This is a genomic window from Novilysobacter antarcticus, from assembly GCF_019802285.1.
GTDB lineage: Bacteria > Pseudomonadota > Gammaproteobacteria > Xanthomonadales > Xanthomonadaceae > Novilysobacter > Novilysobacter antarcticus.
The window spans coordinates 686,815-700,566 of the sequence record NZ_JAIEUJ010000002.1 but is presented as its reverse complement, the minus strand read 5'-3'; the positions used below and the strand labels follow the sequence as shown (position 1 = coordinate 700,566).

At 65.9% G+C, this 13,752-nt stretch carries 10 protein-coding genes and 1 riboswitch; of the genes, 7 read left to right on the top strand and 3 right to left on the bottom strand.

Annotated elements, in window-relative coordinates; translation table 11 throughout:
* Positions 1 to 22: 22 nt before the first annotated feature.
* The 4 genes from atpA (at position 23) to KZ491_RS07945 (ending at position 4,430) form a co-directional block, all read left to right on the top strand.
* Entirely contained in the window at positions 23 to 1,570 is a 1,548-nt protein-coding gene (gene atpA / locus KZ491_RS07960; protein WP_222565275.1) for a F0F1 ATP synthase subunit alpha, read from the top strand.
* A gap of 13 nt (positions 1,571 to 1,583) precedes the next feature.
* Positions 1,584 to 2,447: a F0F1 ATP synthase subunit gamma gene (gene atpG / locus KZ491_RS07955; RefSeq protein WP_222565274.1), complete on the top strand. Its 864-nt coding sequence runs from the start codon at positions 1,584 to 1,586 to the stop codon at positions 2,445 to 2,447.
* An 84-nt stretch (positions 2,448 to 2,531) separates the two neighbouring features.
* Positions 2,532 to 3,941, top strand: coding sequence for a F0F1 ATP synthase subunit beta (gene atpD / locus KZ491_RS07950; RefSeq protein WP_222565273.1), 1,410 nt, complete (start codon positions 2,532 to 2,534; stop codon positions 3,939 to 3,941).
* A 63-nt stretch (positions 3,942 to 4,004) separates the two neighbouring features.
* A complete protein-coding gene (locus tag KZ491_RS07945; RefSeq protein ID WP_194034296.1) occupies positions 4,005 to 4,430 on the top strand; it encodes a F0F1 ATP synthase subunit epsilon in 426 nt (141 codons plus the stop codon).
* 81 nt (positions 4,431 to 4,511) lie between these two features.
* On the opposite strand, the gene KZ491_RS07940 is transcribed toward KZ491_RS07945, so the two are convergent.
* Positions 4,512 to 4,895, bottom strand: a complete 384-nt coding sequence (locus KZ491_RS07940) for a GtrA family protein (RefSeq protein ID WP_222565272.1) — start codon at positions 4,893 to 4,895, stop codon at positions 4,512 to 4,514.
* Positions 4,892 to 6,874 carry a hypothetical protein gene (locus KZ491_RS07935; RefSeq protein ID WP_222565270.1) on the bottom strand — a complete coding sequence of 661 codons (1,983 nt, stop codon included), beginning with the start codon at positions 6,872 to 6,874 and terminating at the stop codon, positions 4,892 to 4,894. The genes KZ491_RS07940 and KZ491_RS07935 overlap by 4 nt, the downstream gene beginning before the upstream one ends.
* Positions 6,875 to 7,111: 237 nt before the next feature.
* Here KZ491_RS07935 and glmU point away from each other — a divergent pair, with 237 nt between their 5' ends.
* From glmU to KZ491_RS07920, 3 genes are all read left to right on the top strand, one after another.
* Positions 7,112 to 8,485 carry a bifunctional UDP-N-acetylglucosamine diphosphorylase/glucosamine-1-phosphate N-acetyltransferase GlmU gene (glmU, locus tag KZ491_RS07930; protein WP_222565269.1) on the top strand — a complete coding sequence of 458 codons (1,374 nt, stop codon included), beginning with the start codon at positions 7,112 to 7,114 and terminating at the stop codon, positions 8,483 to 8,485.
* A gap of 62 nt (positions 8,486 to 8,547) precedes the next feature.
* Positions 8,548 to 10,377: a glutamine--fructose-6-phosphate transaminase (isomerizing) gene (glmS, locus tag KZ491_RS07925; protein ID WP_222565268.1), complete on the top strand. Its 1,830-nt coding sequence runs from the start codon at positions 8,548 to 8,550 to the stop codon at positions 10,375 to 10,377.
* Between the two features lie 245 nt (positions 10,378 to 10,622).
* Positions 10,623 to 11,375: a TerC family protein gene (locus KZ491_RS07920; RefSeq protein ID WP_222565267.1), complete on the top strand. Its 753-nt coding sequence runs from the start codon at positions 10,623 to 10,625 to the stop codon at positions 11,373 to 11,375.
* A gap of 105 nt (positions 11,376 to 11,480) precedes the next feature.
* Here KZ491_RS07920 and btuB read toward each other — a convergent pair whose 3' ends face one another.
* A complete protein-coding gene (gene btuB, locus KZ491_RS07915; RefSeq protein ID WP_222565266.1) occupies positions 11,481 to 13,364 on the bottom strand; it encodes a TonB-dependent vitamin B12 receptor in 1,884 nt (627 codons plus the stop codon).
* A gap of 133 nt (positions 13,365 to 13,497) precedes the next feature.
* Positions 13,498 to 13,745: riboswitch (cobalamin riboswitch) on the bottom strand.
* Positions 13,746 to 13,752: the final 7 nt, after the last annotated feature.

Below are 13,752 nucleotides of genomic sequence, written 5' to 3'. Positions count from 1 at the left end.
GCCGGGTACCAGGGAAACACCCATGCAAACCACGCTCAACCCGTCCGAAATCAGTGAACTGATCAAGACCCGCATCGAGAAGGTCAAGCTGTCCGCAGAGTCGCGCAACGAAGGCACCGTGACTTCGGTGGCCGACGGCATCGTGCGCATCCACGGCCTGGCCGACGTGATGCAGGGCGAAATGATCGAACTGCCGAACAGCATCTTCGCGCTGGCCCTGAACCTGGAGCGCGACTCGGTCGGTGCCGTGGTGCTGGGCGGCTACGAGAACCTGCGCGAGGGCGACGTGGCCAAGACCACCGGCCGCATCCTTGAAGTGCCGATCGGCAACGAGCTGCTGGGTCGCGTGGTAAATGCGCTCGGTGAGCCGATCGACGGCAAGGGTCCGATCGACGCCAAGCTGACCGCACCGGTGGAGCGCGTTGCTCCCGGCGTGATCTGGCGCCAGTCGGTCGACCAGCCGGTGCAGACCGGTTACAAGTCCGTCGATGCGATGATTCCGATCGGCCGGGGCCAGCGCGAGCTGATCATCGGCGACCGCCAGACCGGCAAGACCGCGATGGCCATCGATGCGGTCATCAACCAGAAAGACACCGGCATCAAGTGCGTGTACGTGGCGATCGGGCAGAAAGCCTCCACTGTCGCCAACATCGTGCGCAAGCTGGAAGAGAACGGCGCGATGGCCCACACCATCGTGGTCGCCGCGACCGCGTCCGAGTCGGCCGCCATGCAGTACATCAGCGCCTATGCCGGCTGCACCATGGGCGAGTACTTCATGGACCGCGGTGAAGATGCGCTGATCGTGTATGACGACCTGTCCAAGCAGGCCGTGGCCTACCGCCAGATCTCGCTGCTGCTGCGCCGCCCGCCGGGCCGCGAAGCCTATCCGGGTGACGTGTTCTACCTCCACTCCCGCCTGCTCGAGCGTGCGGCGCGCGTGTCAGCGGACTACGTGGAGAAGTTCACCAACGGCGAAGTGACCGGCAGGACCGGCTCGCTGACCGCGCTGCCGATCATCGAGACCCAGGCCGGCGACGTTTCCGCGTTCGTGCCGACCAACGTGATCTCGATCACCGACGGCCAAATCTTCCTGGAAACCGACCTGTTCAACGCCGGCATCCGTCCTGCGGTGAATGCGGGTATCTCGGTGTCGCGCGTGGGTGGCTCGGCGCAGACCAAGATCATCAAGAAGCTGTCGGGCGGTATCCGTATCGCGCTGGCGCAGTACCGCGAGTTGGCGGCGTTCGCCCAGTTCGCGTCCGACCTGGACGAGGCGACCCGCAAGCAGCTCGAGCGCGGCCAGCGCGTCACCGAGCTGATGAAGCAGAAGCAGTACAGCCCGATGTCGATCGCCGACCAGGCGTTGTCGATCTACGCGGTCAACGAGGGCTTCCTCGATGACGTGGCCGTGGGCAAGATCCTCGCGTTCGAGGAAGGCCTGCACGCGCACTTCGCCAACACCCAGGGCGAGCTGATCAGCAAGATCAACAGCAGCGGCGCATGGAACGACGAGATCGAGGCGGCGTTCAAGCAGGGAATCGCAGAGTTCAAGCAGACCGGCACCTGGTAAGGCGGAAAAGACGATGGCAGGCGGACGTGAAATCAAAACCAAGATCAAGAGTGTGCAGAACACCCGCAAGGTGACGCGCGCGCTCGAGATGGTCTCGGCTTCCAAGATCCGCAAGGCGCAGGAGCGGATGAAGATCTCGCGCCCGTATGCGCGGGTGATGAAGCAGGTGATCGGACACCTGGCCCAGGCCAACTCCGACTACCAGCATCCGTACATGATCGAGCGCGCCGATCCCAAGCGCGTGGCCTACGTCATCGTGTCCTCCGACCGCGGCCTGGCCGGCGGCCTCAACAACAACCTGTTCCGCAAGCTGCTGGGCGAGATCCACAAGTGGCAGCAGCAGGGCGTCGAGGTCGATGTGGTCACGATCGGCCAGAAGGCCTCGGTGTTTTTCCGCCGGATCAAGGTCAATATGCTCGCTACCGTCACCCACCTGGGTGACGAGCCCAAGGTCGAGCAGCTGATCGGGGTGATCAAGGTCGTTCTGGATGGGTACAGCGCTGGCAACATCGACCGCGTGTTCATCTGCTACAACGATTTCATCAACACGATGGTCCAACGCGCCGCGTTCGATCAGTTGCTGCCGCTGCCGCCCTCCGAGGAGGCGATGTCGCGCCACGACTGGGACTACATCTACGAGCCGGATGCGGAAACCGTCCTGAATCATGTGATGACCCGCTACATCGAGTCGCTGGTCTACCAGGCAGTGCTTGAGAACGTGGCGTCCGAGCATGCCGCGCGCATGGTTGCGATGAAGTCCGCGTCCGACAACGCCAACAAACTGATCGGCGACCTCCAGCTGGTCTACAACAAGGCCCGCCAGGCCGCGATCACCCAGGAAATTTCCGAGATTGTCGGTGGCGCTTCGGCGGTCTGACCGCGGCACCGCGCCTCCACACACCCCAATCCCGCGGCCGCGATGTGCGATCCGCAAGCAGCTTCAGAGATACGAGGAAACATCATGAGCCAGGGCAAGATCGTTCAGATCATCGGCGCAGTCGTCGACGTCGAGTTTCCGCGCGATGCGGTTCCGAGCATTTACGACGCGCTGAAGGTCGACAACACCGAGATCACGCTGGAAGTGCAGCAGCAGCTGGGTGACGGCGTGGTGCGTACGATCGCGCTGGGCTCCACCGACGGCCTCAAGCGCAACCTGGTGGCGACCAACACCGGCAAGGGCATCTCGGTGCCGGTCGGTCTGGGCACGCTGGGTCGCATCATGGACGTGCTGGGCCGCCCGATCGACGAGGCCGGTCCGGTCGACGCGACCGCGGAGTGGGAAATCCACCGCGAGGCGCCGACTTACGAAGAGCAGGCCGCGGCCAACGATCTGCTGGAAACCGGCATCAAGGTGATCGACCTGATGTGCCCGTTCGCGAAGGGCGGCAAGGTCGGCTTGTTCGGCGGCGCCGGCGTCGGCAAGACCGTCAACATGATGGAACTGATCAACAACATCGCCAAGGCGCACGAAGGCCTGTCGGTGTTCGCCGGCGTGGGTGAGCGTACCCGTGAGGGCAACGACTTCTACCACGAGATGAAGGACTCCAACGTCCTGGACAAGGTCGCGATGGTGTACGGCCAGATGAACGAGCCGCCGGGCAACCGTCTGCGCGTTGCGCTGACCGGCCTGACCATGGCCGAGTACTTCCGCGACGAGAAGGACGAGAACGGCAAGGGCCGTGACGTGCTGTTCTTCGTCGACAACATCTACCGCTACACCCTGGCCGGTACCGAGGTGTCCGCGCTGCTCGGCCGCATGCCGTCGGCGGTGGGTTACCAGCCGACCCTGGCCGAGGAAATGGGTGTCCTGCAGGAGCGCATCACCTCGACCAAGACCGGCTCGATCACCTCGATCCAGGCCGTGTACGTGCCTGCCGATGACTTGACCGATCCGTCGCCCGCGACCACCTTCGCCCACCTGGACGCCACCGTGGTGCTGTCGCGTGACATCGCGTCGCTGGGTATCTACCCGGCGGTCGATCCGTTGGACTCGACCTCGCGCCAGCTGGATCCGAACGTGATCGGTCACGAGCACTACGACACCGCACGCAAGGTCCAGGCCACGCTGCAGAAATACAAGGAGCTCAAGGACATCATCGCGATCCTGGGCATGGACGAGCTGTCCGAGGAGGACAAGCAGGCCGTGTCGCGGGCGCGCAAGATCGAGCGCTTCTTCAGCCAGCCCTTCCACGTCGCCGAGGTGTTCACCGGCTCACCGGGCAAGTACGTGCCGCTGAAGGACACCATCCGTGGCTTCAAGGGCATCGTGGACGGCGAGTACGACCACCTGCCCGAGCAGGCGTTCTACATGGTCGGCAGCATCGAGGACGCGGTAGAGAAGGGCAAGAAGATGACCGGCGAAGCCGCCTGATCCGTCTCCTTCTTCCCTCCGTGGAAGAAGGGCGCCCCACCTTCGGTCCAAGCAGAGAAATTTATGGCTAGCACCTTCCGTTGCGACATCGTCAGCGCCGAAGAGGAAATCTTCCGCGGCGACGCCACCATGCTGGTGGCGACCGGCGAGATGGGCGAGCTGGGCATCGCGCCCAAGCATGCCCCGCTGATCACCCGTCTGAAGCCGGGCAAGATCGTGGTGACGTTGCCCAATGGCGACCAGCTCGACTTTGCCGTCACCGGCGGCATCCTCGAGGTGCAGCCGCAGGTGGTGACTATCCTGGCCGACACCGCGATCCGTGCCCAGGACATCGACGAAGCGGCCGTGCGTGCCGCCAAGGAAGAGGCCGAGCGCATCCTGGCCCGCCGTGCCGAGCCGATGGAAGTGGCCGAGGCGCAGGCGCGTCTGGCCGAGGTGACCGTGCAGTTGCAGGCGCTGGAGCGCTTGCGCCGGAACATGAAGCACTGACAGACGCCACCCAGTACAGCTGAATCGACCACGCCGGCCCCGAGTCGGCGTTGTCGTATCTGCGCTATCGAGCGTGCTGCCTCAGCGTCGGTAGACCCAGTGGCGCGACAGCACAAAGCCGAGCCCGCCCAGGGCGATTTCCACTGCAGGTTTTGCCAGCCATGCCCACTTGAGTCCGGCGACCTGATTGATCCCGCCCATGGCCCACGTGCTGATCGCGGTGGTGAGCGTCCACATCAGCAGGAAGCGGAACAGCTGGCGCCGGCCGACCACGGTGTCATTGCCGGCAAAGGTGATCCAGCCGTTCAACCAGAAGCCGATCAGCGCGCCCGTGACGCGGCCGGCGATGTTGGCCAGCTCGACTGACAGTCCGTAATGGCTCAGCGCGACCATCACCGCCCAGTCCAGCAGCCACTGCCCCAAGCCGATGGCGAAATAATGCTGGCCCTGTCGCGACAGGCTCATGGTGACGGCGCTGCGGGGACGCGCGGCACGCGCCACCACTGGACATCGTTGATGGTCTGCTCAAGCCGCGCGCCGCTGCGTTCCAAGCCTGCTTGGCGTGGGGCCGTCAGCGTGTCGGGGGACACGATGACCTCGCCGATGCCGGCGTCATCGAGCAACGCCGCCCAGCTGGCACCGGTGGGGTCGGTATCGGCCGTCGCGCTGGCGGCCTGCATCGCGGGCGCATACCAGGCGACCGTGCGCCCGCGTCCGGCGAGTTCCGCGTGATAGGGATTGGACAGCACGAGCACCGCGCCGGAGTCCGGGGCCCGCTCGCGGATAGCCGCAATGATCAGTCGCTCGGGCGCATAGCGCCGGAACAACGCGTCATCGTTGCCAAGTGATGCCAGGGCACGCTTGGGGCCCCCTACGTGCAGCAGCCAGTGGCCGTTGGCCTGGAAGGCCAGGTTGAGCAGACCGACAGTGACGATCAGTGCCACCGTGCTGCGGGTGGGCAACCATCGTTGCAGCGGCAGCATCAGCGCTGGCAACAGCAGCACCATGGCCGGATGGGGGTAGCGGCCGTATTGCAGCGCCGTCAGCGGCAGCGCCATGCCCAGAACGGCGCAGATCGTCAGGGCCCGGCTACGCCGATCAAGGAGTGCCAGCAAACCCGCGCCGGCCAGCGCGATCAACACGAAACCCAGGCCGCCGTTCCAGCCTTCCAGATAGCGCGCGGTATTGAAGGTGAGGTTCCACGGCAGGTCCGCCCCGAAGCCGTCCTGCCAGCGGCCGTCGGTGAAATCTTCCGGTGCGAAGTAAGGGGATTGGAACGCGTGGTTGAACAACGGAAGTACCGGATTGCCGGCAATCCGCCACGCATAGATGTAGCTGGATGCAGCGGCCACCAGCGCGAGCAACGTCGCTCCTGTCAGTGGCCTAATGGCGATTCGGTGGCGATGACGCCATCCCGCCCAGACGATCAGCGGCAAGGCGGCCACGCCATGCATCACCTTGAGCGCGCACAGCAGGGCGAACAGCAATGCGATGACCCAGACCCTGCGGCGGACTTCGCCGGGATCCAGGATCACGGCCGCCAGGGCCAGCGTGAACGCGGTAGCCGCCGTTTCCGTCTGCATCCCGCCGACGAGTCCGGCCGTCAATGGCAGGCTCGCGAACAGTGCAACCGCAGCCCAGCGCAGTGCGGGTTGCACGCCGATGTGGGCGCCGATTTGCCACAGACTGGCGGCGCTGGCGAACAGCCAGAAGGCATTGAGCGCGCCTCGCGCCTCCGCCTGCGCGAGCACCTGCGCGACCGCATGCAGCACGTCGGAGGCCCAAGGCGCCAAGGCCCACACCTGATGAGTGGGGTCGAGTGCGTAGCGCCCGTGCAGCATCAGTTGCCAAGGCAGGCCTGCGTGGTAGGCCAGATCGTCGTGCTGCATGGTCGGCAGCCAGGCGGCGGTCGATGCCACGCCGAGCAGCAACACCGCCAGGGCCGCTGCGCGGGGCGCGAGCTGCACGGCAGCCTGCCAACCGGCGATGCTGAGCTGGAGGCTTTCGCGCACTGCCCGATGGCGGATCGTGGTGGTCAGCACCAACAGGGGCAGGTATACCCACCACCGATGCAATGGCAGGGGCAGCGTCCAGCTGACCACTACGCCGATCATTGCCAGTCCAACCAGGCACGCCACCACCGGCCGTCCCGGCCCGGTCAACAGACCGCCCAGCGCCACGGATGCGACCAGCATGAGGGCCACCGCCAACGCCGGCACTACGCCGCCGAGCCAGACCAGCGCCAGCAGCCAGACCAGTGCCAGCGCATTGGCCCAGTTCCAATGGCGCCAATGCCGAAGCGGCCAGGCGAGCAGCGCAACCAAGCCGGCGATCAACAGGTTCTCGGCGAAGCGTCCGGCTGGCAGCGACTCCCACAAGCGGTGCTGGATCAGTCCGAAAACGCACGCGCCCGCTCCCGCCCAGATCACCGCTTGAGCAAGCATGGGACCGCGCGAAGAGGCAGCAGACTGGGGCACCGCGGCATCCTAGCAGACGGCTTCTTCGCCGGAAGCACAGAGTGGCAGGGTGGAGCGGCGATCCGTCCGGGTAGCAAACCCTTGGTTCCCACGCACTTTCAGGAACGATCTAGAATCATGCCCGCCACAACCAGTCCCGCGTGAACCAGTCCCGCGAGCGCATCCGCGCTCATCCTGTTTTTATCGGCAAGTTCCGGAGTCCGCATGCCAGCCCCCCTGCACGTCGTCATCCTCGCCGCCGGTGAAGGCAAACGTATGAAGTCAGCACTGCCAAAAGTGCTGCAGAAGATTGCCGGCAAGCCGATGCTCGGCCACGTGGTCGCCACGGCGCGGGCGCTGCAACCGGCCGGCATCCACATCGTCTACGGCCACGGCGGGGAGAAGGTTCGTGCCGCGTTCAGCAACCAATCCGACCTGCTGTGGACCGAGCAGGTGGAGCGGCTGGGGACCGGCCATGCCGTGCAACAGGCGATGCCCGACGTGCCGCAGGATGCGCGCTTGCTGGTGCTCTATGGCGACGTGCCGCTCATCACCGCGGAGACGCTGCAGCGATTGCTGGCATCGACCGACCGGGTTGGCGTGCTGGTGGCCGATCTGGATGATCCCACCGGCTACGGACGCGTGCTGCGCGACGCCCAGGGCATGGTCGCCCGCATCATCGAGCAGAAGGATGCCAGCGAGCAGGAACTCGCGATCCGCACCGTCAATACCGGCATCCTGGTTGCCGACGGTGAGCCCCTGCGGCGATGGCTGGAGCGGCTGGAGAACAACAACGCCCAGGGCGAGTTCTACCTGACCGATATCTTTGCCTCCGCCGCCGCCGAGTTTGCGCCGGCCGGGATGGTCCACGTTGATGATCCGGTCGAGGTGGAGGGAGCCAACGACCCGTGGCAGCTCGCCCAGCTTGAGCGCGCCTTCCAGCTGCGCGCGGCCAAAGCACTGACAGTCGCCGGGGCGCGCCTCGCCGATCCGGCGCGGCTCGACATACGTGGCGAGGTCACGGTCGGCAGCGACGTGGAGATCGACGCCAACGTCGTCCTCGAGGGGCGCGTCGATCTGGGTGAGGGTGTCCGGATCGGTCCCTTCTGCCGCCTGCGCGACGTAACCCTCGGCGCGGGTACAGAGGTTCGGGCGCACTGCGACCTGGACGGGGTCGTGGTCGAAGGCGCCGCCACCATCGGCCCCTATGCGCGCTTGCGCCCCGGCACGGTGCTCGCCGACGGCGCGCACGTGGGCAATTTCGTCGAGATCAAGAACACCCGCATCGGGGTTGGCAGCAAGGCCAATCATTTGAGCTATCTCGGCGATGCGGTCATCGGCAGCGGCGTGAACGTCGGCGCCGGCACCATCACCTGCAACTACGACGGGGTGAACAAGGCGCGCACGACGATCGAGGACGGGGCGTTCATAGGCTCCAACAGCTCGCTGGTCGCGCCGGTCAGCATCGGCAAGGACGCGACCATCGCCGCGGGCTCGGTAATCACCCGGCCGGCCCCGGAAGGCAAGCTCAGCGTCGCCCGATCACGCCAGTCGGTGGTCGAGGGCTGGCAGCGTCCGGTGAAAAAACCGAAGAGCTGAGGGCGGCGATATGTCTTCGGCTTCCCGGCTAAACTGGGCGGCTACCTGCAGGAGTCCGAGTCATGTGTGGAATCGTTGGTGCGATCGCGGATCGCGATGTGGTGCCGGTCCTGATCGAAGGACTGAAGCGACTGGAGTATCGCGGCTACGATTCGGCCGGGATCGCGGTGATCAATGACCACGACGTACGGCGCGTGCGGCGCACCGGGCGGGTCGCCGAGATGGAGGCTGCCGCGTTGGCGGAAGGCCTGCAGGCACAGCTGGGCATCGGCCACACCCGTTGGGCCACACATGGCGGCGTGACCGAGGCCAATGCCCACCCCCACGTGAGTCACGGCGTGGCGCTGGTCCACAACGGCATCATCGAGAACCACGACCAGCAACGCGAAAAGCTGATCGCGATGGGCTATGAATTCGAGTCACAGACCGACACCGAGGTCATCGCCCACCTGATCCACTCCTTCCTGGTCCACGGCGCGGACCTGCTGACCGCGGTGCAGGCGGCGGTGCGCGAGCTGCACGGCGCCTACGCGCTGGCCGTGGTCAGCCGCAAGGAGCCGGGGAAGCTGATCGCCGCACGCATGGGCTGTCCGCTGCTGATCGGCGTCGGTGAGGGCGAGAACTTCATCGCCAGCGATGTGTCCGCGATCCTGCAGGCGACACGCAACGTCATCTTCCTGGAGGAGGGCGACACCGCCGAGATCACCCGCGACAGCGTGACGGTGTTTGGCGCAGACAACCATCCGGTCCAGCGCGAGGTGCACCTGTCGGACGTCTCGCTGGCGTCGCTGGAGCTGGGCCCGTACAGCCACTTCATGCAGAAGGAGATCCACGAGCAGCCGCGTGCGATCGCCGACACCATCGAGGGCGTGATCGATGCCGGCGCGTTCTCCGCCGAGCTGTTCGGCGCCGATGCCGCGCAGGTGCTGAACGGCATCGAAGGCGTGCTGATCCTCGCCTGCGGTACCAGCTACTACGCCGGGATGACCGCGCGCTACTGGATCGAGGGCATCGCCGGGCTGCCCTGCTCGGTCGAGATCGCCAGCGAGTACCGCTATCGCGACGTCGTGGCGAATCCAAAGACGCTGGTGGTGACCCTGTCGCAGTCCGGCGAAACCCTGGACACGATGGAGGCGCTGAAATACGCCAAGTCGCTCGGCCAGGAGCGGACCCTGTCGGTCTGCAATGTACCCGAGAGCGCCATCCCGCGCGCCAGCAAGCTGGTGTACTACACCCGCGCGGGCGCGGAGATCGGCGTGGCCTCGACCAAGGCCTTCACGACCCAGCTGGTGGCGCTGTTCACCCTGACGGCCACGCTGGCCAAGCTGCAGGGCCGCCTGGATGAGACCGGCGAAGCGGATTACATCGACGCGCTGCGGCGTCTTCCAGGCAGCGTGCAGCACGCGCTCAACCTGGAGCCGCAGATCACCGCCTGGTCGGAGCACTTCGCGCCCAAGGAGCACGCGCTATTCCTCGGTCGTGGTGTGCATTACCCGATCGCGCTGGAGGGGGCGCTCAAGCTCAAGGAGATCTCCTACATCCACGCCGAAGCCTACCCGGCGGGCGAGCTCAAGCACGGCCCGCTGGCGCTGGTCACCGACGAGATGCCGGTGGTGGTGATCGCCCCCAACGACAGCCTGCTGGAGAAGGTCAAATCCAACATGCAGGAGGTGCGCGCGCGCGGCGGCGAGTTGTTCGTGTTTACCGACGCTGACAGCAACTTCCACCCCAGCGAAGGCGTGCACGTGATCCGCGCCGAGCGTCATGTCGGCGTTCTGAGCCCGATCATCCACACCATCCCGGTGCAACTGCTGGCCTATCACGTGGCTCTGGTGCGCGGCACCGACGTGGACAAGCCGCGCAACCTGGCCAAGAGCGTAACGGTCGAATAACGCCCCGGTAAGAACGCTGTCCAGTGGGTAAAAGCGCGTGCTAGTCTGCGCGCTCGAAGGGGAGTAGCTCCCACACGCTGTACCCGTCAATACGAGCCTCGGCTCCGGCGCAGCGGCATGGCCAACACGGCCATGTGAGCAAGACCTTCGCGAGTCACTGCATGACCCCTCACGGTGGCATGCAGTGGCGACCGATCAGGCGCTGGCATTCCGCCAGCCGGTCGGCAACGCGAAGGATTGATCCGATGGAACTGCTCGCCAACCCCGAAGTGTGGGTCGCGCTCGCCACCCTCACCGCCCTGGAACTCGTCCTGGGCATCGACAACATCATCTTCATCTCGATCCTGGCCGGACGGTTGCCGGTCCAGCAACGCGATCGGGCGCGCAAGCTGGGGATCCTGTTGGCCGCCGTCACCCGGCTGGCGCTGCTGTTCGCCATCGCCTGGATCATCGGTCTGACCGCGCCGCTGTTCACCGTGTTTGGCCATGCGTTCTCCTGGCGCGATCTGATCCTGATCGGCGGCGGCCTTTTCCTGATTGCCAAGGCCACACATGAGATCCATCAGCGCGTGGATGGCCCGCCTGTTCAAGCTACCGCTGCCTCGGCAGCAACAGCGACCTTTGCCGGCGTGCTGGCCCAGATCATGGTGCTGGACATCGTATTCTCGCTGGACTCGATTATCACCGCGGTCGGCATGGTCGAGGAGCGCTGGGTCATGGTGACCGCGATCGTGATCTCGATCGTCTTCATGCTCGCCTTTGCGCGAGCGATCAGCGAATTCGTCGAGCGCCACCCGACGGTCAAGGTGCTGGCGTTGAGCTTCCTGATGATGATCGGACTGGTCTTGATCGCCGACGGCTTCGGTGTGCACATCCCGAAGGGCTACGTCTATGTGGCGATGGCGTTCTCGGTGTTTGTCGAGCTGATCAACCTGTGGATCCGTCGTCGCGATGAGAGAGCCGTGGCGGCTGCTTCATCGGAGGGTAAACCGGCCTAGATCCGTGCGCTGCGCATGGCATCCGGACGCGCACCAAAAGAAACCGGCGGGATGTCCCGCCGGTTCCGGAGCCGGATCAACTTTCGCGCTGCAGCGCTGGGCTGATTACTGGCGCGGCGTCCAGCGCAGGGTCAGGTGCCATTCGCGACCGGCCTGGTTGTAGTACGCGGCAGTGCGGTAGTCCCGATCGAACGCATTGGCCAGCTTGGCCTGCACGCTCAGCGCGTCGGTGAGGGCGTACTCGGCGCGCAGGTCAAGGGTGGCGTAGCCCGGCAGCGACACGGCGTTGGCTACGTCGTCGTAGCGCGAGCCTTCGGCGATACCGGTCAGCCCGAGGCGGAAGTCGCCGAAGGCGCGGTCCAACGAGGCCCGCGCGCTTTTGCCGGCTCGCCGTGGCAGCTCGTTGCCATCCTGGAAGCCGCCGCTGCGGTTCTCGGTGTCGACGACACTGAAACTGGCGTCGACCATCCACTCGGCGACCTCTCCCCGGATGCCAAGCTCGGCGCCGCGCATGCGCGCGCGGTCGACATTGCCGGGCAGGCCGATGGCGCCGTCGAAGGCGATGAGGTTGTCGACCTTGGTGTGGAAGGCATCCAGGTTCACGTCCCAGCCGCGGCCGCTCCAGCCCAGTCCGATCTCGGCGGTCTCCGACTCCTCGGGCACCAGGTCGGCATTACCGAAGCCGGGGAAGTACAGATCAAGGAAGTTGGGCGCCTTGAACGCGGTGCCCCAACCGGCCTTGATGCGCCAGCCGCCGGCGATGTCCATGCCCCAGCCCAAGCCGCCGGTGGTGTAGCCGCCGAACTGGTCGTTGTCATCGCGGCGCACACTGGCCTCCAGGCGATGCGTGCCCAGGCGCGACTGGACCTGCGCGAAGGCGGCGCGGTTGGAGCGCGAGTCCACCTCGTACGTGGTGTCTCCGGAGACCTGGTCGCGCGACCAGTCTGCGCCCAGCGAGAGCACGTGTGCGGGAGCGAGATTCAGGTCGGCCTGCAGGGTCGCGCTGTCGCGATTGGTATTGAACCCGCCCATGAACGCCTCGTCCTTGTACTGGTCGGAGGAGTCCACGTTGCGGCCGGCGGTCAGGCTCAGCTTCGCGCGCTCGCTGGCCTGCCACGACAGGTTGCCACCGACGACCTGCTGCACGGTTTCGGAGTAGTTGGTGTAGTCACCGTCGTACTCGTTCTTGCCTTCGCTGCGCATCGCGTGCAGCTGCAACTGCCAGGCGTCGTTGAAGTCGTAGCCGCCACGCAGCGAGAGTGCGTTCTGGATGTAACCGTCCTTGTCGGGTTCTGCTGCGGCCAGCCCGCAGCCGCCGAAGGGGCTGGGTGCGGGCTCGCAGGCATTGAATCCCTCGGTGCGCTGGAAGGAGTAGTCCGCACCGAACCAGCTGCGCTCCGTGCGCCCGCCAAATCCAGTGCCGAATTCGTGGGCGCCGTTGCTGCCGCCACCGACGTGCATCCGCGGCGCGAAGCCGCCGTCGCCGTCGCGGCGGGTGAAGATCTGGATGACGCCGCCGATCGCGTCGGCACCGTACAGGCTGGAGCGCGGTCCGCGCACGATTTCGATGCGCTCGATCAGCTCAACCGGCAGGTCCTGCCAGGCGGCCAGACCGGAGGTCGAGGAGCCGATGCGGACGCCATCCACCAGCACCACGGTGTGGTCCGAATCGGCGCCGCGCAGGAACAGGCTGGTCAGTTTTCCGGCCCCGCCCTGGTTGGAAATCGAGATGCCGGCGCGGCCGCGCAGCAGGTCGGGAATCGAACGGGCCTGACTGCGCTCAATGGCCTCGCGGTCGATCACTTCGATCGGCGCCAGGACATCGGCAACCCGATTGGCGGTGCGGGTCGCGGTGACGACGACCTGGTCCAGGTCGGTGGCCTGCGCACGCGGCGCGGGCGAGGGGGAAGCGTTGGCGGTCGTGGCAAATGCCGCTACGGCCAGGCCGGCCGCGATGGCTGCGGCAAGCGGGCTTGGGGTGGATCGCATGTGTGGTTCTCCTTGCGCATGCCCCTCCGTCCCCGGGGTGGCGATGCGTTGTAGTGCGGGAGTCGCAGACGTGAGAACCGGGCAGCAGGCGGGCGCAGGGCGCAAGTTCGCCGCCGCCATGCCCTCCGCATCGCAACCAGTCGACTTCGTGGCCGGTCTCCGGACTTGCGAGGTGTCGATACCACGACACTAACCACGGCGCCTTCCCATGCCAGATGCACAGTGGCGGTGAGCCGTGACGGGACCTGCCGACAGGCGGCTGGTCCACTCGCTTACCGTTGCGGGGGCAGTGCCGGTCTGACCGTTTTGGCGGCGTCACCGGCTTCCCGTTTCAACCCGTTGGCATGACGCCTTCAGGTCACCTCGAAGCGGGCGCATTGTACGCCAT